Origin of the sequence: Brenneria corticis (assembly GCF_003115855.1) — a bacterium.
In the GTDB taxonomy this organism is placed as follows: Bacteria; Pseudomonadota; Gammaproteobacteria; order Enterobacterales; family Enterobacteriaceae; genus Brenneria; species Brenneria corticis.
Genome location: NZ_KZ819084.1, coordinates 20,131 through 41,373, shown reverse-complemented (window position 1 = coordinate 41,373; position 21,243 = coordinate 20,131). Strand labels below are relative to the sequence as shown.

The window sequence follows — 21,243 nt, the reverse complement described above, 5'->3', positions numbered from 1 at the left end:
TCACAGCAGGGCCAGTAAAAACGCCAGTTCGCCAAGCTCCGCCGCCGCGCCCAGCGTGTCGCCGGTTTGTCCGCCCAGCCGCCGGCGCAGGTAGACGCCCAGCAGCCAGACAAGAACCAGGGTGACGCCGAACGCCGTCAGCGCCTGGATATGGCCCAACAGCCCCACCAGCAACGCGCCGCCCAGCAGCGTCGCCAGCGCTTGTCCGCCGCTCACCCGGCCGATATACAGGTTCCCCAGCCCCTGCCCTTCCCGGGCGTAGCGCTGGCGGTACATCAGCAGCACAATGGCGCTGCGTCCCGCCACCGAAGCCGCCGTCAGCAGCGCCAGCATCGAGACGCCGCGCAGCGCCAGTTCGCTGACCACCAGCACCTTGGCCACCACGATAAAAATCAGCGCCAGTCCGCCGTTGGTGCCGAGCCGACTGTCGCGCATGATTTCCAGCATTTTTTCGCGCGGGCGGGCGGAAAACACCCCGTCGCAGGTATCCGCCAGACCGTCGAGATGGAAGCCGCCGGTAATCAGCGCCAGCGCCAGCACATAGCCCAGCGCGGCCAGCGGCACCCCGCTCCACGGCGTCAGCGCCATAAATACCGCGCCGGCGAGGCCGCCGACGATAAGGCCGATAACGGGAAAACCGACGATGCCCCGTACGTACTGCCGCATATCCAGCCCCTGGGTCCAGCGTTCAGGCACAGGAATCCGGGTCATAAATTGCAGCGTGGCGAGAAACAGACGCAGGCTCATTTGATTTTTACCTCAATCCCCGACACTACCAGATAGACCGCTTCGGCGGCGGCGGCCAGGCGCTGGTTAACCCGTCCGGCGATATCGCGGAAATGCCGCGCCAGCCGGTTTTCCGGCACGATGCCCATGCCCAGCTCGTTGGTGACCAGGTAGATCGGCGCGGCGCTGTGCGTACAGGCCGCAATCAACGCCTCTATCTGCCGCTGGATCGCCGCTTCAATCGCCGGGAAATCCATCCGTTCGGGCGGCGTGTCGCCCGCCTGCTCAAACAATAGATTGGTTATCATGGTGGTGACGCACTCCAGGATCACCGCTTCGTCGGGCGCGGCCTGCTGCGCTATAACCCGGTCGAGATCGCGATAGCCTTCCCAGGTGCGCCAGTGGGCCGGGCGATTGGCCCGGTGTAGCCGCACGCGCTCGGCCATTTCGTTATCGGTCACCGCTGAGGTGGCGATATACAGCACCTTGTCGCGCCGCCGCGCCGCCAGCTTTTCCGCCAGGGCGCTTTTGCCGCTTCGGGCGCCGCCGGTAATCAAGATCACATGCTGCTCCTGTTCTGGATATTCTGCTGATAGTGAGGCTGCCGGAAAAGAACCTGCGTTGCCATTAATTACCCCCTCCTGACCTCCCCCTTGTCAAGGGGAGGAGCAAACTCCCTCCCCTGCGGAGGGTTGGGGTGGGGTCGCGCCTACACGCTTAAAAACCGACAACACCCTCAACCATCGGCATTGTGTTTGCCATCTCCCGCCATAAACCCGTATATCGCTTCAATATCAATATGTTCCCGCATGGCGGCCGCCAGAATATCGAACTGCCGCTGTTTGTGGCGAGCGTAATCGAAGCCCTCGCCCGCAAACGGCGCGACGCCTTTGCGTCGGCGCAGCGCGTCCAGCAGCGCGCGGGTAAACTCGCCGTTATCAAACAGGCCGTGAATATAGCTGCCGATTACGCTGCCGTCCTCGTTTACCGCCCCGTCGCTGTAATCCACCGGCCGGCCGTTGCTCAGGGTCAGACGGGCAAACGGCCTTGCCCCGTCGCCAAGACGCGAAGCGCCCATATGAATTTCATAACCGCCGAGCGCTTTGCCGGCCCCGGCGGAAAAAATGCCCGGCAGCGCGTCGCCGCTGCGGCCGCTCACCCGCGTGGTCACCTTTTCCACCGCAAACTCGGTTGTCACGTCCAGTAGTCCCAGGCCCTCCATCTGCGCCACGTCCGACTCCACCCCGTCGATAATCCGCCGGCCCAGCATCTGATAGCCGCCGCAGATGCCGACGATCGGCACCCCTGCCTGATGTTGCGAGAGCAGCGCCTGGGCGAAACCGCTCCGTTGCAGCCACTGCAGGTCGCCCAGGGTATTTTTGCTGCCGGGCAGGATCAGCAGATCCGCCCCCGCCAGCGCCGACGGTTCGGCGACATAACGCAGATTGACGTCCGGCTGGGCGACCAGCGGGTTAAAGTCGCTAAAGTTGGCGATATGCGGCAGCCGGACGACGGCGATATCCAACGTCTTTTCCACCGCGCCCGCGACCTGTGTGCCAGCGTGGTATTTGCCGGTTTGCAGCGCCACGCCGTCCTCGTCCTCCAGCGTAATATCCAGCCACGGCATCACCCCGATAACCGGCACGCCGGTCAGTTCCTCGATCTGCGCCAGCCCCGGCCGGAGCAAGGCGACGTCGCCGCGAAACTTATTGATGATCACCCCTTTCACCCGCGCTTTTTCTTCCGGGCGCAGCAGCGCCAGCGTGCCGTAGATGGCGGCGAACACCCCGCCGCGATCGATGTCGGCCACCAGCAGCACCGGCGCATCGGCCATCGCCGCCATGCCCATATTGACGATATCCCGGTCGCGCAGATTGATCTCCGCCGGACTGCCCGCCCCTTCCAGCACCATTACGTCATACTCGCCGGCGAGGCTGTGGTACACCTGATAAATCTGCTGCTGCAACTGCGACTTATACTGGTGATAGCTCACCGCATCCATATTGCAGACCGCTTTTCCCATCAGCACCACCTGCGATTTGCGGTCGCTGGTGGGCTTGAGCAATACCGGGTTCATCCGCACGTCGGGCTCGATGCCGGCGGCTTCCGCCTGGAATATCTGCGCCCGCCCCATCTCCTCGCCGTGGGGCGTGATGCCCGAGTTCAGCGCCATATTCTGCGACTTGAACGGCGCGCAGCGGTAGCCGTCCTGGGCGAAAATCCGGCACAGACCGGCCACCAGCACGCTTTTCCCCACGTCGGAGGCGGTGCCCTGCAGCATAACGGACAGGGTCATGGCGTTTCCCCGCGGCGCAACCGGCGCAGTTGCGCAAACAGCTGCTGCTCGGTTTTACACAGCGGCAGCCCCAGTTCGCAGTGCAGCTTGACCAGCCAGGGCTGGACCAGCGCCGCCGCCTGAAGCTGTTCCCGTTGCAGGAAAACCGTCGCCGTTTCCCCCTCGCCGACCACCCGGCCGTGCGACATCACGTAGACATAGTCGCAAACCTGATAGATCAGATCGATGTCGTGGCTGGAGATCACCACCCGTTTCCCCTGCGCCGCGATACGCCCGATAATGGCGATCATCTGCTCGCGTCCGGACGGGTCCAGCCCGGCGGTCGGCTCGTCGAGCAGCAGATAATCGGCCTCCATCACCAGCGCGCCGGCGACGGCCACGCGCTTTTTCTGGCCGTGGCTGAGATATTGAATCGGCCTGTGGCGAAACGCCAGGGCGTCCACCAGCGTCAGCGCCCGCTCCACCCGGCGGGCGATTTCACCCTCCTCGACCCCGAGATTGCGCAGGCTGAAGGCGATATCGCTGTCGATATCGGTATAGAAAATCTGCTGTTCCGGATCCTGAAATACGGTGGAGATCTGCTGGCGCAGCCTGCGCAGTTCCGCCTTGCCATAATCAATCGGCCGGCCGTTCCACAGCACCGCCCCGGCCTGCGGCCGCAACAGCCCGGTCAGATTCATAAACAGCGTCGATTTACCGCAGCCGTTCGCCCCCACCAGCCCGGTGACCGCATGCCGGCCGAAATCCAGCGACAGTTCCTGCAGCACCTGTTCGTCCTGATAGCGGAAACTCAATTGTCGGGTCGCTAACATATCTGACCTTTCCTCACAGGTGGAAATCCCCCTGATACAGTTTAACCTCCAGCGAGATAACCATCTGCTGATAGCGCGTCATCACCCGCATAAACAGCATGCCCACCAGCATCGACAGCGATCGGTAGCCGCTGCGCAGCGAAACGTAGCCGAAGCGCAGCGACTGGGCGCGATGGATGGCCACCGCCTCATCGAAAAAAATAAAGATAAAGCGCCAGGTCAGCAGGATCTGCTCGATCAGCAGCTTCGGCACCCGACAGCGTTGCAGCAGCTGGATCAGCTGCGGAAACGGCGTATTCAGCACGAACCACAGGGTGGCCGACAGCGCGGCCAGGCTGCGCCAGAAGGTGTGATTGGCGACGTGCAGCCCCTGCGGGTCGACGCCGAACCACAGCGGCCCCAGCGCTACGCTCCACAGCAGGGTATCCGGCCGATGGGCGACGGAGAGCACAATAGCTATCAGCCCCACCAGCAGGAACCCCAGCGGCACCGCCAGCCATTTCAGATAGCGCAGCGGCCCGACCCGCAGCAGCCAGCAGGTGAATACGGCGATAAAGCCCAGCAGCAACGCCTGATACAGCGGCGGACAGCCCATCGCCAGCGCCAGAAACAGCAGGTACAGCGCCAGCTTACGCATCGGCCCCACCTGGCGCCAGCGGCTCTGGTAGCTCAGCTTATCAATTCCCAGCATGGCCGCTGTGTCTGCCCCGATAGTAGCCCAGGATGTAAAAAATCACCGCGGCGCCCAGCGATCCCTGCAGGGTGAACAGCAGACTTTCGATTTCTCCGCTGGCGGGCTCATACAGCGGTTCGAACCACGGCTGATAGTCCGGCGCGGTCTGGGTAATCAGCGTTTCGGCCTCACCGTCGGAGCCGCCATACTCGCCGCCGTGGGGAATAAAAAACGGCAGAATGACCAGCGCAATCACCAGCGCCGACAGCGTTAAGGTCTTTTTCATCTTAGTGACTCCCGGCATGGATAATCTGCCGTTTGGTGAGTTGATCGTAAATCATCACGGTAAGCAGCCCTTCGGCGATGGCGATGGGGATCTGCGTCAGGCAGAAGATGCCGATAAATTTAAGCATTGAGCCGGTTATGCCCAGCTGCGGATCCGGGAACGCCACGCCAAGCTGCAGCGAGGTGACGAAATAGGTCGTCAGGTCGGCCAGCATGGCGCACAGGAACACCCCGACGTCGCGGCGCAGCCCGGCCTTGCAGGCCAGCCGCCACACCAGATAGCCGACCACCGGCCCGATAACCGCCATCGACATGCCGTTGGCGCCCAGGGTGGTCAAACCGCCATGCGCCAGCAACAGCGCCTGAAACAGCAGCACGATGGCCCCCAGCACCGCCACCACCGCCGGTCCGAACAGGATCACCGCCAGGCCGACGCCGGTAGGATGCGAACAGCTTCCGGTCACCGAGGGGATTTTCAGCGCCGAAAGCACGAAAATAAACGCGCCGCACAGCGCCAGCAGCACTTTCTGGTTGCCGTCTTCGCTGACGATCCGGCGTAGCCGCACCAGGCCCAGAAACAGGCAGGGCAGAAACAGCACCCACCAGGCCAGCGCCCAGAGCGGCGGCAGAAAGCCCTCCATAATATGCATGGCGAACGCCTCCTGCGGCGCCAGCATCAGTAACAGCGCTACCGCCAGCGCGGATAGCGAGAGTTTCTTTAGTTGTTGTTCCATTGATTACTCCTCAGAACACCATGATTTATTCACCAGAATGGTGGAGAAATAGGGTAATTTCTGCTCGTCGCCGACCCGATCCAGACGGCGCCAGCACCGTTCGCCCGGCAGCGACGCGTCGGACATCAGCAGGGCGTACGGCAAAAGATCAAGCCGCGCCAGCAGCTCGCGCACCGCGGCGAAATGGCCGTAGACCTTCATCAGCACCACGCAGTCATGGACGATAAGCGCCTGCTCCAGCTGCGCCGGCGGCGCGGTGCAGGGCATCACCGCCAGCGACTGTTTTTCCATCGCCAGCGGCAGCGCGGCGCGCGCGGCGATGGCGGCGAAGGAGGTCACCCCCGGCACAATCTCCAGCCACGGCTGCCGCCCAATCCGCGCCAGCAGGAACACCCAGGTGCTGAACAGCATCGCATCCCCCAGGGTGATAAAACCCACCCGCTTGCCGCCGGCGACGTCGTCCGTCAGCCGTTGCGCCATCTCGTCCCACACCGCTTCTTTCTCGTCGTTTTCCGCGCTCATGGGAAAATGGCGAGTGCGGATTTCCGTCGCCGGCGCCAGATACTCGCGCACGATGGATAACGCCAGGCTGTCTCCGCCTTTGCGTCCCGCCGGCGCATACAGAATATCGAGGGTGCCGAGCAGCCGGGCCGCGCGCACGGTGATCAGATCGCTGGCGCCGGGACCGACGCCCAGGGCGTACAGCCTGCCGCGCGTCATGCGGCCTCCCGGTCGTTGCGGCGCAGCGCGGCGTCGAGATGCCGGGCGAACATCTCGCGGATCTGCGGGTTTTCCCCCAGCCCTTGCAGCCAGCACTGGGCGGCGATCCCCGCCGCCTCCAGCCGTGATTTCCACGACTCCTCCTCGTCCGACGCCATATCGTTGATGGCGTGATCCCCCGCCACCAGCATCAGCGGCATCAGGTGGACTTTACGCACCCCCTGCTGTTGCAGGCGCAGAATGATATGGTCGATCTCCGGATAGCTTTCCACCGCCCCCACCAGCGCGGGAAACTGCTGCGACGCCATCAGGTGATCGAGGCAGGCATAGGCTGAAAAGGCGTGATGGCTGGCGCCGTGCCCCATAAACACCACCCGTTCGTCGGCGGCCAGCGGCGGCATCTGCCCGCGCAGCGCGGTTATTACCTGCCGGTAGTCATCAAAACCGCTGAGCAGCGGCGCGCCCAGCGCCAGCCGCTGGAAACGGGGCGCAAACGCCCTCACCTCCGTGGCCACCTTTTCATACTCGTCGCCGTTGATCACGTGCAGCGACTGCACCGCCACGTCCTGGTAGCCCGCCTGCGCCAGCCGGTCGAGCGCCTGAGCCGGGTTATCCACCCGCAGGCCGTCGCGCTCCCGCAGCTTGCGGATAATCATTTCCGACGTAAAGGCGCGAAACAGCTCCCGTTCGGGGTAGGCGGCCGCCAGATGCCGCTCGCAGGCGCCAATGTTCTTCTGCCGGGTTTGCGGGTAGCTGGTGCCGAAACTGATAATCAGCAGTGCTTTTTTCATGCTATTTTCCTCGTTCTCTCTGCCAGTCGGCCAGCCGCCGGATAAACGCCTCCAGCGTGGCGACCTGTTCCTGCCCGTCCGCCGACGCCGCGGGACGGCGCACCACGATGCAGGGAATATTCAATGCCAGACAGGGCGCCACCTTTTGCCGGTAGCCGCCCGGCGCGCCGGACTCTTTGGTGATCACCGCGTCCGGCCGACAGTGTTGATACAGCGCCTGATTACATTCCGCGCTGAACGGCCCGCACTGGGCGATAATCTGCTCCACGCCCAGCCCCAGCGCCTCGCACTGCGCCAGCACCTCCGCCGTCGGCAACACCCGCGCCAGCAGGTATTTTTCCGGCAGCCGTTGCCGCCAGGCCGCCAGTTCCTTGCTGCCGGTGGTCAGCAGCACCCGCGGCCCCAGCGAACGGGCGACGGCGCAGGCCGCGTCGAGGCTCTCCACCTTGTGCAGCAGCGGATGATCGATGGCGTCAATGTCGCTGGGCCGCTGATAGCGGGTCAGCGGCAGGGATAAACGGCGGCAGGCCGCCGCCACGTTGTGATGCAGCGCGTCGGCGTAGGGGTGCGAGGCGTCAATCACCCAGCGCACCCGCCGCGCGGCAAGGTAGTCCGTGATGGCGTCCGCATCCATCCGCCCGACCACCACCTCGCCCGCAATGTCGCCCGCCAGCTGTTCGCCCGTCGCCGTGGCGACGGAAAGCCGGTAGCGCTCGCCGGCGGCGTCCAGCGCCCGGCAGATCCGCCGGGCGTCGCTGGTGCCGCCGAAGACGTGGATCGCCGGGCCGTTCACAGTTCATAACCTCTGGGGGTGATCATCAGCCCGTCGCGACGGTAGGTGGTTTTATTGCCGACAATCACCAGGCTGGTCATATCCACCGGCGTAAAGTCCATCGCGCCGAAGGTGGTGATCCACTTCTCTTCTTTCTTGCGTCCCGCCGCCTTGACCACCCCGACCGGCGTCTGCGCCGCCGTCCAGGGCGCCATCAGTTCGAACGCCCGCGCCAGATGCCCTTCGCGGCCGCGGCTGCGCGGGTTGTAGAAACAGATCACGAAGTCGGCCTGCGCCGCCGCGACGATGCGCTTTTCAATTACCGGCCACGGCGTCAGCAGATCGCTCAGGCTGATATGGCAGAAATCGTGCATCAGCGGCGCGCCCAGCAGCGACGCCGCGGCGATGCTGGCGGTGATGCCCGCCACCAGCCGCACCTCCAGATCGAGACGCTGCTGGCCGACCAGTTCCAGCACCAGCCCGGCCATGCCGTAAATACCGGCGTCGCCGCTGCTGATCAGCGCGACGTTGCGGCCGGACATCGCCAGATCGATGGCCGTCTGACAGCGTTCGATCTCTTTGCACATGCCGGTTTTGATTACCTGCTTGTCGCCGGTCAGGCGTTTCACCAGATGGGTGTAGGTTTTGTATCCCACCACGATTTCCGCTTCCTGAATCGCCGCAATGGCCTCCTGCGTCATCATGGCTTCGCTGCCCGGCCCTATGCCGATTACGGTTAACATTGCGCTACTCCCAAAGCTATTCCCAAGGTTATTCCCAACGTAATGGTGACCCCCTGCCGACGCAGGGTAGGACCAATCAAGTTGCCGCCGCTCATCAGCCAGGCCACCGGCTGTGAGACGCTGCCGACGCCCAGCGTGCGGCGCACAAATTCGGAGGCGGGAAAACGCCGTTCATGCGGACGGAGCGCATCGACGCCGAACAGCGTAAAAGGCACGCCGCGGCGCTGCGCCAACTGCTGCAACGCGGGTTCGTCCCGTTTAATATCGACGCTGCCGATGGCTCGCAGCGCCAGCGGATCAAGCCGGTTTTCCGCCAGCTGCCGCGACAGCAGTTCCTCCAGCGTTTGCAGCGCGGTGTTCCGCCGGCAGCCGATCCCCGCCACCACCCGGCGCGGCACCAGCTTGAAAACCGGCAACGGCAGTTCAGGCAGTCGGTCGCGCAGGGTTACGCATACCAGCGCATCCAGCGGCGGCGGCGCATCGATACGCGCCACCGGGATAAACCCGCGCACATCGCAGCGCGAGCGCTCGCCGAGTAGCGGCTCGTCCCACCACAGCCCGACGCGCCGGCCGCTGACCAGCATCTGGTTCACCGTTTTTACCGCCGCACGGAAATCCGCCAGTTCCGCCTCCAGCTCCGCGGCCAGCGTATCCAGAGCCGCCAGCTGGTTAACATCGGTGGCGGTGGTGATCACCGCCTCGGCCCCCAGCAGATCCGCCAGATGGCGGGTCAACGCATTGGCGCCGCCGACGTGGCCGGAGAGCAGACTGATAACGTGCTGTCCCCGTTCGTCGATCACCACCACCGCCGGGTCGGTCAGCTTGTCGTTTAACAGCGGCGCAATCGCCCGCACCGCGATGCCGGTCGCGCCGATCACCACCAGCGCGGCGTATCGCTGAAAAGCGGCGCGCAGGGTGTCGGCGAAGCTGCCGTCAAAGGCGATAAATCCCGGTTCCAGCAGTTTTTCGCTGGTAAAGCAGGTCAACGACACCTGCGCCCGGATACGCCGGGCCAGACGGACGCCGCCGGGCGTCAGACAGAACAGCGCTATCGACTCAGGCCGGACGGTATTCATGGCTAAACTCCGCGTCATAGAGCCTGGAGTAGTGGTACTCATCGCCGAGAAAGGCGCCCACCAAAATCAGCGCGGTTTTGTGGATGGCGGCGGCGCGCACCTGTCCGGCGATATCCGCCAGCGTGCCGCGCACCGTGCGGCTTTCCGGCCAGGTGGCCTTATACACCACCGCCGCCGGCGTGGTTGCCGGGTAGCCGCCGGCGATCAGCCGTGACGCCACGCCGTCGATATTCTGCACCGACAGGAAAATCGCCATCGAGGTTTGGTGCGCGGCGAACGCCTCCAACTGCTCCAGCGGCGGCATCGGCGTGCGCCCCTCAATACGAGTGATAATCAGGCTCTGCGACACTTGCGGCACGGTGTATTCCACCCCGAGCTGGGCGGCCGCCCCCAGAAACGCGCTGACGCCCGGCACCGAAACGAAGCCGATATCCTGTTGCGCCAGCGCCTCCCCCTGTTCGCGAATCGATCCATAAAGCGAGAGATCGCCGGTTTGCAGCCGCACCACCAGCTTGCCGGCGCGCACGCCTTTCACCATCAGCGCGACGATTTCGCCCAGCGCCAGCGCGGCGCTGTCGTGGCATTCCGCCTGCGGCGAGCAGTAGTCGAGCAATTCGGTATTAATCAGCGACCCGGCGTAGATCACCACGTCCGCCTGCTGCAACAGGCGATAGCCTTGCAGCGTAATCAATTCGCGGTCGCCGGGTCCGGCGCCCACGAACCACACCTTGCGGGCATCAAAGTTTTTGGCGTTGCTCACGTCTGGCGTGATTTCTACCTGTTCAAGCATGGTTTGCCTCCTTGCGGCAAGAAATAAGATAGGTCGGGTTGGCCGGTTTAAAATAACGGCCGTCGCCCAGCGGCGTCAGCGCGGAAACCTGTAACTGCGCGCATTCCAGCGCGCTCACCGGCAGTTGCCCCAAATGCGACAGCGCCTGATTGAGGTTATCCAGCAGGATAAAGGTCAGCACCAGACGGCCGCCGGGGCGCAGATGCGCCAGCGCCCAGTCAATCAGCGCGGTGAGCCGGCCGCCGCTGCCGCCGATAAACACCGCATCCGCCGTCACCTCCAGCGGCAACGGCGCGACGCCGGGGATAATCTCCACGTTGCGGCAGCCGAGGCGTCGGCAATTTTCCTCAATCAGCGCCAGCGCCGCCGCATTGCGTTCAATCGCCGCGACCCGAAGTCGGGGAAAACGCCGCGCCGCCTCCAGCGCCACGCTGCCGGTTCCGGCGCCGACGTCAATCAGCAACGCGGCCTCCTCCAGTTCCAGTCGCTCCAGCGCCAGTAAGCGCACCGGCTCTTTGGTCATCGGGACGCGCTGGCCGCGTAAAAATTCTTCATCTTTCATTGAGGATCACCACCACATTCATGTCATAACGTTGCGCCACCTCCTGCGGTTGCAGACGATGGATGCGCTCATCCGGCAGGGAGAGGTTCTCGCCGATAATCAGCGTGCGGGCGAGCCGGCGTTGCAGGATGGCGTCGGCAATGGCGCGCGGCCCGATGCGTCCGTCGGTCACCATCGCCACCTTGTCATGCTGTAAAATCCAGTCGAAATCCGGTTCGCGGCCGTGGCTGCTGGTAAGGTAGAGATCGTTCATATCCAGCGCCGCGCGGGAACAGAGGTATTGCACCGCGCTGATGCCGGGCGCCAGGCGCAGGTCGGCCGGGCTGAAATGGGCGCACAGCAGCTTGCCGATGCCGTACAGCAGCGGATCGCCGGAGGCCAGCACCACCACTCGGCGATGCTTTTGCCCGTCGAGCCACGCCGCCAGCGCGGGCAGATCGGCGTCCAGCCGCCGGGTAACGCCGGCGAAAGCGGGAAACAGCGCCAGATGCCGGGCGCCGCCCACCAATACCTCGGCGCGCTCAATCTCCCGCTGCGCCTCCGGCGTCAGATGCGCCAGCGCGCCGGGCCCGATGCCCACCACCACGATCATCGCAGCGCCTCCAGAATCTCAGGCAGCGGGCGGTTGGTTCCCAGCACGCTATTATCGAAAGCGAACAACACGGCATCGACGCGCGGCGGCGCGGCGGAGAAACGCAGCATTTCGTCCACCCGCTGGCAAATCCGCTGCGCCAGACGCGGGTACACCGCCTGAAAGCCGCGCTCGGCGATCAGCTCCATCGCCGCCTCGGTGGTGTCGCACCGATTTACCGCCAGCAATAAATCATGCGGCGCCCCCATCAGGGCCAGATGGGCGATCAGGGTTTCCATCCGCCCGTCGGCGATATGGCTGTGGGTGTGAAAAATGCCGGCCGCCACTTTCACCAGCTTGCCGGGATGACCGATCAGCGTCACCTGGCGAAAGCCCAGCCGCACCGCTTCCTGCAACATGTAGCCGACAAAGTTGCTCATGGTCACCACCCGCTGCGCGTCGAGGCCCAGCTGCTCGCGCACAAAGCGCTCGCCGTGGTTGCCGGGCACCAGAATGACCCTGTCCTCGCCGGCGGCGCGCTTCATTTCCAGCTCCAGCGCCAGCGAGCGCTTCCAGCTCTCTTCCGACATCGGCGTGACGATACCGGTGGTGCCGATAATGGAAATGCCGCCGACAATTCCCAGCCGCGCGTTGTAGGTTTTTTCGGCCCGCGCCTCCCCTTCCGGGGCAAAAATCTCTACTTCCGCGCCGCGCGCCGGGCCGATAGCCTCACGGACGCCGGCTTCGATGGTTTGCAGCGGGGTGCGGTTGATCGCCGGGGCGCCCACCGGCAGGCCGATGCCTTTGCGGGTCACGGTGCCGACGCCTTCACCGCCGCGGATATGGATGTCCCCGTGCTCGCACAGGGTCACCCGGGCAAAGATCAGCATGCCGTGGGTGGCGTCCACGTCGTCGCCGCCGTCCTTGCGGATCGCCGCCGTGGCGCATTGGCCTTCAATCAGCGGCTGCTCCACGTTGAGATAGAGCGTGACGCCGGAGGGGGTGACGATGGAGATCTGATCGATCACCTGCTGGCGCAGCGCCATCAGCGCCGCCACTTTCGCCGCGGCGGTGGCGCAGGAGCCGGTGGTGTAACCTTTACGGTACTGCCTGCCCTTGTGCCACACCGTATCCAGCCGCGCGCCGGAATTTTGTGGATCGGAGTTTGGATGATGGTTTTTCACAGCGTCTCCCGGATACGGTACAAAATGGCGTTAACGATCGCCGCCGCCACGTTGCTGCCCCCTTTGCGCCCCGCCGCGGCGATGCACGGCAGCCCGCTGCGCATCAGCGCTTCTTTCGACTCCGCCGCGCCGACGAATCCCACCGGCACGCCGATTACCGCCAGCGGCGACGCCTGCCGTTCCAATAAGCGGAACAGCGCGGTCGGCGCGTTGCCGAAAACGAACAGCTTGTCCCCCGGCTCATCCAGCGCGATATCCACCGCCGCCATCGAACGGGTGATGCTTTCCGCCTGCGCCCGCGCCACCACCCGTGGATCGCTGATAAAGCAGCGGCATTCGCAGCCCAGCCGCGCCAGCAGGGTTTTATTGATCCCCGACAGCGCCATGGTGGTATCGGTATAGAGCACGCAGCCGGCGCGCAGGCCGTCGGCGATGCGCGTCAGCGCCTGCGGCGCAAACCACAGCACATCCAGCCAGTCGAAATCCGCGGTAGTGTGGATTACTCGTTTGATCACCGCTTCCTGCGCCGCATCCGCGAAACGATAGTCCGGACGCTCGCGGGCGATAATGTCGCTGATAATCGCCATGCTTTGCTGCTCAATCCGTTGCGGATGCCGGAGGTAAGTCATCAGCCTGTTCCTTGTTCTATGCCGTCCATGCGGCCGTCAGCAGAAGATGGACGCCGCTAAACAGCAGCAGCGCCAGCAACGAGGCGACCTGCATCAGTTGGATGCTGCGCGGGATATCATCCAGCGCGATCTCCCGGCGCGCATCGCCTATCCAGGGTTTCTCCACCCGCGCGCCGAAATAGTTATTGGGACCGCCCAGCCGCACGCCCAGCGCTCCGGCCACGGTGGCTTCCGGCCAGGCGCAGTTGGGGCTGGCGTGCTGACGGCGATCGCGCCAGCCGATGCGCCATGCCTGGCGATAGTCGGCGCGCAGCAGCCAGGCGGCGGCGCTCAGCAGCAGCCAGCTCAGCCGCGCCGGCAGCAGATTGGCCAGGTCGTCCATCCGGGCGGACACATAGCCGATGGCGCGGTATTGGGCGTTTTTGTAGCCCACCATGGAGTCGAGGGTATTCACCGCCTTGTAGGCCATCGCCAGCGGCGCGCCGCCGAGCAGCAGGTAAAACAGCGGCGCGATCACCCCGTCGACGCTGTTCTCCGCCACGGTTTCCACCACGGCGCGGGTTATCTGCGGTTTTTCAAGCCGCGCGGTGTCCCGCCCCACGATCCACGACAGCTGGCGGCGGCTTTCTTCCAGCGTGCCGTGGCGCAATGCCCGGTGCACCGCCAGCGCGGCGTCGCTCAGGCAGCGCCCCGCCAGCAGGGTGTAAATCATCCACACCTGCGCCAGCCAGCCGAGCCACGGATGGAGCGCCGTCAGCAGCGCCAAAACGCCCCAGCTCAGCGCGCCGGTCGCCCCGACCACCGCCAGCCACAGCACTCCGCCGCCGATCCTCAGCGCCCGTTCGCCGCGACAGCGGGCGCGAATGCCGCGCTGCAGCCAGGAAATCAGCTGGCCGATCCAGCGCACCGGATGCGGCCAATGGGGCGGGTCCCCCAGCCAGCAGTCGAGCAAATAGGCGCAAAACCAGGCGGCGACGGCGCTCATAGGCAGCTCCTGGCGCGGCCAAGCCAGCGGTTCAGCAATCCCGGCCGCTGGGCGAAATGCAGATGCAGATAGCTGGCGCAGGTCTGGTCGAGCTGGTAACCGCCCTGCCAGCGCTGGACCACCGCGCCGTCGCGCCATTTGGCGCAGTCGAAGGCCGGCGGCAGCGAAGTGGAAAAATCGGAGTAATGAAACTCGTGGCCGCGCAGCACCTCGCCGCGGGCGGCCAATAAGGTGTCGCGGCCGGCCTGCGCCTCACAGTAACCAAAACGGGTCAGCCGTTTTCCCATGCGGCTTACGCCGGGCAGAATGCCCGCCATTGCGTGCCGTCGGCCGTCGGTGTCGATCAGTTCGTCGCCCAGATACATTAGTCCGCCGCACTCGGCGTACAGCGGGATCCGCCGGCGGTGGGCATCCCGCAGGGCGGCATGCATCGAGGTATTGGCGGCGAGCCGCGCGGCGTGGATCTCCGGGTAACCGCCGCCGATATAGATCATCTGGCAATCCGGAAGTTGGCGGTCGTGCAGCGGGCTAAAACGGCGCAGGCGCACCCCGGCCTGCTCCAGCAGGTCGAGATTATCCTGGTAGTAGAAGTTGAAGGCTTCGTCGTCCGCCAGCGCCAGCGTCAGACCGTCCGCCAACGCGGGGTCCGGCAACGCCGGCGGCTCCCCCTCCGGCAAGGCGGCGACGGCGCTCAGCGCCAGCAGGCGGTCGAGATCAACGGTCTGCTCCACCTGCCGGGCCAGACGTTGCCAGCGCAGGTCGTCATGGGGCTGTTCCTGGGCGGGGATAAGGCCGAGGTGGCGGGAAGGCAGCGCCACGTCCTCCATCACCGGCAGGCGGCCCAGCACCGGAATGGCGCAGTAGCGCTCGATAGCGTGACGCAGCAGCTCATAGTGCCCCGCCGAGTTAACGCGGTTAACAATCACGCCGGCGATATTCAGCGCCGGATCGAAACGGCAAAAGCCCATCACGGTGGCCGCCGCCGAGGTGGACACCGCCTTGCCGTCCACCAGCAAAATCACCGGACAGCCCAGCTGTTTCGCCATCGCCGCGCTGCTGCAATAGTCGGGATCGGTGCCGTAGCCGTCGTACAGCCCCATTACCCCTTCGATTACCGCCACGTCCGCGCGGCGGATATGCTGTTTATACAGACCGTTGAGCGTTGCCGCCGGGAGCATAAAGGCGTCCAGATTGCGCGACGTCACCCCGCACACGGCGCTGTGCCAGCCGCTGTCCAGATAGTCCGGCCCGATTTTAAACGGCTGTACCGCTAATCCGCGCTGCATCAGCGCCCGCAGGATCCCCAGCGTCACGGTGGTTTTACCGCAGCCGCTGCCGGTGCCGGCAATAACAAACGCTTTTTTACCCGGCCCTTGGCTACCTGGCCCTTGTTTATCTGAACATGGCATATGAATCCCGACGTGCCGGCCGGGAAATCCGCTGTCAACGGGACACGCAACGCCGCCGCCGCGCGTATCGGATGACAACTCATTTCCCGCCGAAAGAGTTGAATCGCCGTTAACGCCGGTGGCTGCGGGCGTTATCGTCAGGTCGGTCTTCTGGCTCTGCGTCATCCTCCCCCGCTCCTTCCCGATCGGTCGATCAGTGGTATTAACGGGTTCGTCGGCATCACAGCAGCGGGGGCTGCGGAGGATTTGCACCTCCTTCCCGATCGTAATGGGTTATCATTGAACTAACTGGCGACGCGGCGGGTCCAATACCACAACTCCGGCGCGTCAACGGCTCTGATGCCCATCGCGACATTCACCTGACGGCGATAATTGTATTTTTGCTGTTTATCTTACTATTTATTACTTTACTCACTCAGCACAGGCTCGGAGATGCTTGTTGACCCGGCTGTTGGCTAAATTACGTGAATCATTACCGCCAGATCATACTGAGTTTTCAATTCGATCTCTTGATATGGTGCAAAAACAAAGAGGAAAATTGCAATGCAAAATATACGTGGCTTTGCTGCTCTCGACGCGAGCAGCCCGTTGGTTCCCCATCAGTTCGTGCGCCGCGATCCGCGGGACAACGATGTAACGATCGATATCGTCTACTGCGGCGTGTGCCATTCCGACATCCATATGGCGCGCAACGAGTGGAAAAACAGCCGGTATCCGGTGGTTCCCGGTCATGAAATCGTCGGCAAGGTGGTCAGCGTCGGCAAGCTGGTGGAGCAGTTTAAAGAGGGCGACTGGGTCGGCGTCGGCTGTATGGTGGACTCCTGTCAAAGCTGCGACGCCTGCGAAGATGGGCTGGAACAGTACTGCGTTGAAGGGCCGACCGGCACCTACGGCGGCGTTGATCGCCACGACGGCCTGCCGACCTTCGGCGGCTACTCGGAACGGATTGTGGTGTCGGACAAGTTCGTGCTCCGCATGTCCGACAAGCTGGATATGAAATCCGCCGCGCCGCTGCTGTGCGCCGGCATCACCACCTACTCGCCGCTGAAGCACTGGAACGTCGGGCCGGGGGACAAGGTGGCGGTCGTCGGTCTCGGCGGTCTGGGTCATATGGGGCTGAAGTTCGCCAAAGCGATGGGCGCGGACGTCACGCTGTTCACCCGCTCGCCGGGCAAAGAGCAGGAAGCGCGCCGTCTGGGAGCCGACCACGTGGTGATCTCCACCGATGAGGCGCAGTTAAAGGAGGTCGCCAACCGCTTCGATATTATTCTGGATACGGTGCCGATGCAGCACGACCTTAACCCCTACCTGAGCACGCTGAAACGCGACGGGACGCTGATCCTGGTGGGGCTGATTGAACCCATTGAGCCGACGGTGCACAGCGGCGCGCTGGTGATGGGACGTAAGTCGATCGCCGGTTCGCTAATCGGCGGGATTGCGGAAACGCAGGAAATGCTGGATTTCTGCGCCGAGCACGGCATTACCTGCGACGTTGAAATGATCGATATACAGTCCATCAACACCGCCTATGACCGTATGTTGAAAAGCGACGTGCACTACCGCTTTGTTATCGATATCGCGTCGTTGAAAGCCAGCTTTTAACCTCTCGCCCGCCGCTCCGGCGCCGCGGGCAACCTAGCCGCCATTCCGTCGCTTATGGTACGCTGACATCCACAGTTATTGCAGGGATATCAGAGCGTAATGAGCGAACATGGCGGCAATGTGCTGGAGATGGCGTTAAAAACCGGCCTGAATGCCGGTGAGATTATTGACTTCAGCGCCAATATCAATCCGTTAGGGATGCCCGACACGCTGAAGACCGCGATTGTCGGCCAGCTTGAGCGCGCCGAGCGTTATCCCGACGTGGCGTATCGGGCGCTTCACGCGGCGCTGGCCCGCGCTCACGGCTGCGCCGCCGACAATATTATCGCCGGAAACGGCGCCACCGAACTGATTTATGCCGTGGTGCAATACCTGCGCCCACGGCGGGCGTTACTGTTGACGCCGGGATTTGCGGAATATCGGCGCGCCTTGCAGCGCGTCGGCTGTGAGATTGACGACTACGCCATGGATGAAGCCGACGGTTTTCAACCCGACGCCCGGCTGCTGAACGCGCTGGACAACGCCCGCTACGACTGCCTGTTTATCGCCACGCCAAATAACCCCACCGGACTGATGCCGGACGCCGGGCTGCTACAGGCCGTTGCCGAACGCTGCCGACTGCGCCATACCGCCTTGATTATCGATGAGGCCTTTATCGACTTTCTGCCGCGGGAAACGGGCTTTATCCCGCAATTATCCGCCTTCCCCCAACTGTATATCCTGCGTTCGCTGACCAAATTTTTCGCCATTCCCGGCCTGCGCCTCGGCTATCTGGCGAGCGGCGACCGGGCGGCCGTTGCTGCCATGAAGCGGTCGAGGGAGCCGTGGACCATCAACGCCTTCGCCGCGCTGGCGGGAGAGATAGTGCTGGACGACGCGCCCTATATCGCCGCCACCCGCCGCTGGCTGGCGCAGCAGCAGGCGTGGCTTTACCGGGAGCTGGCCGCCATGCCCGAGCTGCAGGTCTGGCGGCCGACGGCCAACTATATTTTTCTGCGCTGCCGGCGCCCGCGGACCGATCTGCAACAGGCGTTGCTGGAACGGCGTATTCTTATCCGCTCCTGCGCCAACTATCCGGGGCTGACCGCCGACCATTACCGGGTGGCCGTCAAAAGCGCCGCCGATAACCGGCGGCTGATCGCCGCGCTGCGCCAGGTATTCGCTGATGGCTGAAGCGCGCTGCCCGGCGTCCTGCGGCGAACTGCTGCAGGGGTGGATCCTCGGCGGCGAAAAGCTGATCTCCTGCCCGGTAGACTGGTTCAGCGAAGTCGCGGTAACGGACGGGCCCCCCGGATTAACCGAGCGCCCGCGCATGCGCCGCATGCTGGAAGCGGTGGTCGCGCACTTCGGCCTGCCCGCGGACGGCGGGCGCGGCCTGCATATTGATTTCTCCTCCACCATCCCCGTCGCCAAAGGCATGGCCGGCAGCACGGCGGATCTGGCCGCCACCGCGCTGGCAACCGCCCGCCATATCGGACAAACGCTGGATGAAGCCGAAATTGCCGCGCTCTGCGTTCGGCTGGAGCCGACCGACAGCACCCTGTTTCGCCAGCTGACGCTGTTCGATCATCAAACCGCCGCCACGGCGATTTCCTGCCGCTGGCAGCCGCGGATGGATATTTTGCTGCTGGAAAGCCCGCTGACCCTCAACACCCTTGACTTTCACCGCCGCGATCGCCGGCAGGCGCTGCTGGACGATGCCGACGCGCTGGAGCGCGCCTGGCGCCGGTTCCGCCGCGCGGTTGAACTGCGGGATCCCCACCGGCTGGGGGAAGCCTGCGTCATCAGCGCCGTCGCCAGTCAGCGGACGCTGCCCAAGCCCGGCTTTGGCGATCTGTTGGACCTGGTCGAAGCCAGCGGCATTTACGGTTTAAACGTGGCGCACAGCGGCAGCGTGGTGGGATTGTTGCTCGACGGCCGTTATCACGATGTGGAGAAACTGCGCTGGCAGCTGCGTCAGCGAGGTATTACGCGGTACTACCCCGCTCAGCATCTGTTATCGATGGTTGCCGGCGGCGTACGGTGATGGGCGGCGTCGGGGAGAGGCCATAAATATTCCCGGCGTCCCCAGCGAATACCACCACCTCCATCCCCGAATAACACCATCGTCACCCCCTATACGTCAGTAGGAGGAGACCTGCGGGCATGACGGAGGGGTAAGACATGGTGAATAAAAGTGTCTTGACCACTGACGTTTAACACAGTATCTGCGGTAGTGAACTGACACCTTTTCGTCGTCCCCGCGGTAGTTGGCGGGGATCTGCATCTGAAGGCAGAGAAGTCTACATAAAATTATCTTTTTTGATAATTTTGTGTAGAGTTTAATTAAAGTTTAAAAATATCTTTATCAGATTTAACGTCATTACCAGAAACATAGGATTCAAGTTGCCTGACAGCCTGCATGATCACGCCTTGTACCTGCCGCCGGGCAGACGGCCAAAAATCGGGATGATTCAGTACCGGGGTCAGTTCCGCCGTCGCGAAACGGCTCATTTCCTGCCGCCATTTATCCCCGACTTCAGTAAGCTCCAACAGTTCGCAATAGGCAGAGAGCCTGTCAATAAAGCTGTGCATATCAATATGATAGTCATCTACCTTTTGAATGACATGCTGAATATCGAACGTAATTTGTCTGTCGCTGAGAAATTTAATGTCAAATAAATCACGCGCCTTAAAATAAGTCCGGTTCCCGGCGGCGATAATTTTATCGGCAAAAATTTCTTCCGCCGACTCAACGAGTACCATCGTTCTTGATGATTTTTCCGCATCAAAAGCAGGCTCGATAAATCTTAATGTTTTAGTAATGGCATTCACACAGGCAAATTCGATTTTGATCCTTTGCTGGGGCTCATTGCGTTTTTCTGGCTGTGTAGTAACGGCCAGTTGCCAGGTATCTACCGCAACGCCATCCATTCCCCGTAATTCAGGTTCCTTTACCGTACAAGACAATTGATACCGATGTTCAATATATCGCTGTAACTCTGCTGATAAACCTTTTACCCGCTCGGGATTAAAATCATGACCGGCAGCAAAATCGAGATCCTCAGAGAAACGACGCCCGCCATACACCAGACGCAGGGCTGTTCCTCCCTGGAAAGTAATCCCTTTTTCAAAGGCTTTCAGCTTATTGAGCACATTTATAATATCATAATGCAAAAGTTCCTTAATCACCGCTCCCAACGAAGAAGGGTTGTGCTCCGCATACGTTCTCGCCTTTGCCAATAATATATTATTATCCATGCTCATATTTTTTCCTGTCGAATTTCAACCAGGTCAAGATTTCTGCCTACCGCTTTTAAATCACGCAGAGCCGTTTCTTCTGTAGCAAAAAGTATATTTCTTTCCTGCGAAAAAAAAGTGGCGCTCAAAATGGCAGGAGGCGTTCTCTTGGTATGGATAAACTCAATATTTCCCCAGGGAGTAAGAAAAAAACCTGAACGCCCTGTCGTCATTAAAGTCAGTAATCCTATCGGCACCTGAGAAATACGTCCATATTCCGACAATGCGGACTCCAGAGAAATATAGTTCATCTCATACGCACGTAGCTTTTGTGCAATAGCCTCCAAAACATAAAAAGGTCGCGAGCGCGCATCACCATTGGCATACACTCCTTTGGAAATACGAATCAATGCCCCCGTTTCAACATGCCTATGCAATGAAAGCCGTAACTGGGAACGCGTTTCGTTGGGAAACATAAGCGCGAGTTCATTAATCGTGAAAAGCCACTCGCCATGTTTATCCCATTGCTGCAATACCGTACGAAGTTCCTGCTGTGTCATCCCGCACCTTTTAATTTCTACTATGCGCCTACTGATATCATAGATAACACAACTTATATGATCTACATAAAATTATCTTTTTTGATAATTTTATGTAGACCGAT

24 protein-coding genes and 1 riboswitch are annotated in these 21,243 nt (G+C 62.4%); of the genes, 3 read left to right on the top strand and 21 right to left on the bottom strand.

Features of this window, described 5'->3' with window-relative positions; all coding sequences use genetic code 11:
* The 19 genes from cobS to DDT56_RS15295 form a co-directional block, all read right to left on the bottom strand.
* A complete protein-coding gene (cobS, locus tag DDT56_RS15385; protein ID WP_136167317.1) occupies positions 1-747 on the bottom strand; it encodes an adenosylcobinamide-GDP ribazoletransferase in 747 nt (248 codons plus the stop codon).
* Positions 744-1,289, bottom strand: coding sequence for a bifunctional adenosylcobinamide kinase/adenosylcobinamide-phosphate guanylyltransferase (gene cobU / locus DDT56_RS15380; RefSeq protein WP_136167316.1), 546 nt, complete (start codon positions 1,287-1,289; stop codon positions 744-746). Before cobU ends, cobS begins: the two co-directional genes overlap by 4 nt.
* Positions 1,290-1,462: 173 nt before the next feature.
* Positions 1,463-3,022, bottom strand: coding sequence for a cobyric acid synthase (locus tag DDT56_RS15375; protein ID WP_136167315.1), 1,560 nt, complete (start codon positions 3,020-3,022; stop codon positions 1,463-1,465).
* Complete coding sequence (locus DDT56_RS15370) at positions 3,019-3,834, bottom strand: ATP-binding cassette domain-containing protein (RefSeq protein WP_136167314.1); 816 nt, start codon at positions 3,832-3,834, stop codon at positions 3,019-3,021. Before DDT56_RS15370 ends, DDT56_RS15375 begins: the two co-directional genes overlap by 4 nt.
* A 13-nt stretch (positions 3,835-3,847) precedes the next feature.
* Positions 3,848-4,525 carry an energy-coupling factor ABC transporter transmembrane protein gene (locus tag DDT56_RS15365; protein WP_136167313.1) on the bottom strand — a complete coding sequence of 226 codons (678 nt, stop codon included), beginning with the start codon at positions 4,523-4,525 and terminating at the stop codon, positions 3,848-3,850.
* Positions 4,512-4,793 carry an energy-coupling factor ABC transporter substrate-binding protein gene (locus tag DDT56_RS15360; protein ID WP_136167312.1) on the bottom strand — a complete coding sequence of 94 codons (282 nt, stop codon included), beginning with the start codon at positions 4,791-4,793 and terminating at the stop codon, positions 4,512-4,514. Before DDT56_RS15360 ends, DDT56_RS15365 begins: the two co-directional genes overlap by 14 nt.
* Position 4,794: 1 nt before the next feature.
* A complete protein-coding gene (gene cbiM / locus DDT56_RS15355; RefSeq protein ID WP_136167311.1) occupies positions 4,795-5,526 on the bottom strand; it encodes a cobalt ECF transporter S component CbiM in 732 nt (243 codons plus the stop codon).
* Between the two features lie 3 nt (positions 5,527-5,529).
* Positions 5,530-6,246 carry a cobalt-factor II C(20)-methyltransferase gene (locus tag DDT56_RS15350; RefSeq protein ID WP_136167310.1) on the bottom strand — a complete coding sequence of 239 codons (717 nt, stop codon included), beginning with the start codon at positions 6,244-6,246 and terminating at the stop codon, positions 5,530-5,532.
* Positions 6,243-7,037 (bottom strand): sirohydrochlorin cobaltochelatase, encoded by a 795-nt coding sequence (cbiK, locus tag DDT56_RS15345; protein WP_136167309.1) that lies wholly within the window; start codon positions 7,035-7,037, stop codon positions 6,243-6,245. The genes DDT56_RS15350 and cbiK overlap by 4 nt, the downstream gene beginning before the upstream one ends.
* A 1-nt stretch (position 7,038) precedes the next feature.
* Positions 7,039-7,830 carry a cobalt-precorrin-6A reductase gene (locus DDT56_RS15340; RefSeq protein WP_136167308.1) on the bottom strand — a complete coding sequence of 264 codons (792 nt, stop codon included), beginning with the start codon at positions 7,828-7,830 and terminating at the stop codon, positions 7,039-7,041.
* Complete coding sequence (locus tag DDT56_RS15335; protein WP_136167307.1) at positions 7,827-8,552, bottom strand: precorrin-3B C(17)-methyltransferase; 726 nt, start codon at positions 8,550-8,552, stop codon at positions 7,827-7,829. Before DDT56_RS15335 ends, DDT56_RS15340 begins: the two co-directional genes overlap by 4 nt.
* Entirely contained in the window at positions 8,546-9,628 is a 1,083-nt protein-coding gene (gene cbiG, locus DDT56_RS15330) for a cobalt-precorrin 5A hydrolase (protein WP_136167306.1), read from the bottom strand. Before cbiG ends, DDT56_RS15335 begins: the two co-directional genes overlap by 7 nt.
* Entirely contained in the window at positions 9,609-10,418 is an 810-nt protein-coding gene (locus tag DDT56_RS15325) for a cobalt-precorrin-4 methyltransferase (RefSeq protein ID WP_136167305.1), read from the bottom strand. Before DDT56_RS15325 ends, cbiG begins: the two co-directional genes overlap by 20 nt.
* Positions 10,411-10,980: a decarboxylating cobalt-precorrin-6B (C(15))-methyltransferase gene (locus DDT56_RS15320; protein ID WP_136167304.1), complete on the bottom strand. Its 570-nt coding sequence runs from the start codon at positions 10,978-10,980 to the stop codon at positions 10,411-10,413. Before DDT56_RS15320 ends, DDT56_RS15325 begins: the two co-directional genes overlap by 8 nt.
* Positions 10,970-11,572 carry a cobalt-precorrin-7 (C(5))-methyltransferase gene (locus DDT56_RS15315; RefSeq protein ID WP_136167303.1) on the bottom strand — a complete coding sequence of 201 codons (603 nt, stop codon included), beginning with the start codon at positions 11,570-11,572 and terminating at the stop codon, positions 10,970-10,972. The genes DDT56_RS15320 and DDT56_RS15315 overlap by 11 nt, the downstream gene beginning before the upstream one ends.
* Positions 11,569-12,735 (bottom strand): cobalt-precorrin-5B (C(1))-methyltransferase CbiD, encoded by a 1,167-nt coding sequence (gene cbiD, locus DDT56_RS15310; protein WP_136167302.1) that lies wholly within the window; start codon positions 12,733-12,735, stop codon positions 11,569-11,571. Before cbiD ends, DDT56_RS15315 begins: the two co-directional genes overlap by 4 nt.
* Positions 12,732-13,364 (bottom strand): cobalt-precorrin-8 methylmutase, encoded by a 633-nt coding sequence (locus tag DDT56_RS15305; protein WP_136167301.1) that lies wholly within the window; start codon positions 13,362-13,364, stop codon positions 12,732-12,734. The genes cbiD and DDT56_RS15305 overlap by 4 nt, the downstream gene beginning before the upstream one ends.
* 16 nt (positions 13,365-13,380) lie before the next feature.
* On the bottom strand, positions 13,381-14,349 hold the full coding sequence (gene cbiB / locus DDT56_RS15300) for an adenosylcobinamide-phosphate synthase CbiB (protein WP_136167300.1): 969 nt from the start codon (positions 14,347-14,349) through the stop codon (positions 13,381-13,383).
* The gene (locus DDT56_RS15295; protein WP_136167299.1) at positions 14,346-15,758 is read right to left on the bottom strand and encodes a cobyrinic acid a,c-diamide synthase CobB; all 1,413 of its coding nucleotides are present in this window, start codon (positions 15,756-15,758) and stop codon (positions 14,346-14,348) included. Before DDT56_RS15295 ends, cbiB begins: the two co-directional genes overlap by 4 nt.
* A gap of 126 nt (positions 15,759-15,884) precedes the next feature.
* Positions 15,885-16,062, bottom strand: a riboswitch (cobalamin riboswitch).
* Positions 16,063-16,301: 239 nt separating this feature from the next.
* On the opposite strand from DDT56_RS15295, the gene DDT56_RS15290 reads away from it, so the two are divergent.
* From DDT56_RS15290 to DDT56_RS15280, 3 genes are all read left to right on the top strand, one after another.
* Positions 16,302-17,360 carry an NAD(P)-dependent alcohol dehydrogenase gene (locus DDT56_RS15290; protein ID WP_136167298.1) on the top strand — a complete coding sequence of 353 codons (1,059 nt, stop codon included), beginning with the start codon at positions 16,302-16,304 and terminating at the stop codon, positions 17,358-17,360.
* Between the two features lie 99 nt (positions 17,361-17,459).
* Complete coding sequence (cobD, locus tag DDT56_RS15285; RefSeq protein ID WP_136167297.1) at positions 17,460-18,533, top strand: threonine-phosphate decarboxylase CobD; 1,074 nt, start codon at positions 17,460-17,462, stop codon at positions 18,531-18,533.
* The gene (locus tag DDT56_RS15280; RefSeq protein ID WP_136167296.1) at positions 18,526-19,386 is read left to right on the top strand and encodes a GHMP family kinase ATP-binding protein; all 861 of its coding nucleotides are present in this window, start codon (positions 18,526-18,528) and stop codon (positions 19,384-19,386) included. Before cobD ends, DDT56_RS15280 begins: the two co-directional genes overlap by 8 nt.
* A 299-nt stretch (positions 19,387-19,685) precedes the next feature.
* Here DDT56_RS15280 and DDT56_RS15275 read toward each other — a convergent pair whose 3' ends face one another.
* On the bottom strand, positions 19,686-20,606 hold the full coding sequence (locus DDT56_RS15275) for a nucleotidyl transferase AbiEii/AbiGii toxin family protein (RefSeq protein ID WP_136167295.1): 921 nt from the start codon (positions 20,604-20,606) through the stop codon (positions 19,686-19,688).
* On the bottom strand, positions 20,603-21,139 hold the full coding sequence (gene abiEi / locus DDT56_RS15270; protein WP_136167294.1) for a type IV toxin-antitoxin system AbiEi family antitoxin: 537 nt from the start codon (positions 21,137-21,139) through the stop codon (positions 20,603-20,605). The genes DDT56_RS15275 and abiEi overlap by 4 nt, the downstream gene beginning before the upstream one ends.
* Positions 21,140-21,243: the final 104 nt, after the last annotated feature.

Coding starts and splice junctions, on each gene's coding strand:
- cobS (WP_136167317.1), bottom strand. CDS start 747: ATGAGCCTGCGTCTGTTTCTCGCCACGCTGCAATTTATGACCCGGATT.
- DDT56_RS15375 (WP_136167315.1), bottom strand. CDS start 3,022: ATGACCCTGTCCGTTATGCTGCAGGGCACCGCCTCCGACGTGGGGAAA.
- DDT56_RS15370 (WP_136167314.1), bottom strand. CDS start 3,834: ATGTTAGCGACCCGACAATTGAGTTTCCGCTATCAGGACGAACAGGTG.
- DDT56_RS15365 (WP_136167313.1), bottom strand. CDS start 4,525: ATGCTGGGAATTGATAAGCTGAGCTACCAGAGCCGCTGGCGCCAGGTG.
- DDT56_RS15360 (WP_136167312.1), bottom strand. CDS start 4,793: ATGAAAAAGACCTTAACGCTGTCGGCGCTGGTGATTGCGCTGGTCATT.
- cbiM (WP_136167311.1), bottom strand. CDS start 5,526: ATGGAACAACAACTAAAGAAACTCTCGCTATCCGCGCTGGCGGTAGCG.
- DDT56_RS15350 (WP_136167310.1), bottom strand. CDS start 6,246: ATGACGCGCGGCAGGCTGTACGCCCTGGGCGTCGGTCCCGGCGCCAGC.
- cbiK (WP_136167309.1), bottom strand. CDS start 7,037: ATGAAAAAAGCACTGCTGATTATCAGTTTCGGCACCAGCTACCCGCAA.
- DDT56_RS15335 (WP_136167307.1), bottom strand. CDS start 8,552: ATGTTAACCGTAATCGGCATAGGGCCGGGCAGCGAAGCCATGATGACG.
- cbiG (WP_136167306.1), bottom strand. CDS start 9,628: ATGAATACCGTCCGGCCTGAGTCGATAGCGCTGTTCTGTCTGACGCCC.
- DDT56_RS15325 (WP_136167305.1), bottom strand. CDS start 10,418: ATGCTTGAACAGGTAGAAATCACGCCAGACGTGAGCAACGCCAAAAAC.
- DDT56_RS15320 (WP_136167304.1), bottom strand. CDS start 10,980: ATGAAAGATGAAGAATTTTTACGCGGCCAGCGCGTCCCGATGACCAAA.
- DDT56_RS15315 (WP_136167303.1), bottom strand. CDS start 11,572: ATGATCGTGGTGGTGGGCATCGGGCCCGGCGCGCTGGCGCATCTGACG.
- DDT56_RS15305 (WP_136167301.1), bottom strand. CDS start 13,364: ATGACTTACCTCCGGCATCCGCAACGGATTGAGCAGCAAAGCATGGCG.
- cbiB (WP_136167300.1), bottom strand. CDS start 14,349: ATGAGCGCCGTCGCCGCCTGGTTTTGCGCCTATTTGCTCGACTGCTGG.
- DDT56_RS15295 (WP_136167299.1), bottom strand. CDS start 15,758: ATGCCATGTTCAGATAAACAAGGGCCAGGTAGCCAAGGGCCGGGTAAA.
- DDT56_RS15290 (WP_136167298.1), top strand. CDS start 16,302: ATGCAAAATATACGTGGCTTTGCTGCTCTCGACGCGAGCAGCCCGTTG.
- cobD (WP_136167297.1), top strand. CDS start 17,460: ATGAGCGAACATGGCGGCAATGTGCTGGAGATGGCGTTAAAAACCGGC.
- DDT56_RS15280 (WP_136167296.1), top strand. CDS start 18,526: ATGGCTGAAGCGCGCTGCCCGGCGTCCTGCGGCGAACTGCTGCAGGGG.
- DDT56_RS15275 (WP_136167295.1), bottom strand. CDS start 20,606: ATGAGCATGGATAATAATATATTATTGGCAAAGGCGAGAACGTATGCG.
- abiEi (WP_136167294.1), bottom strand. CDS start 21,139: ATGACACAGCAGGAACTTCGTACGGTATTGCAGCAATGGGATAAACAT.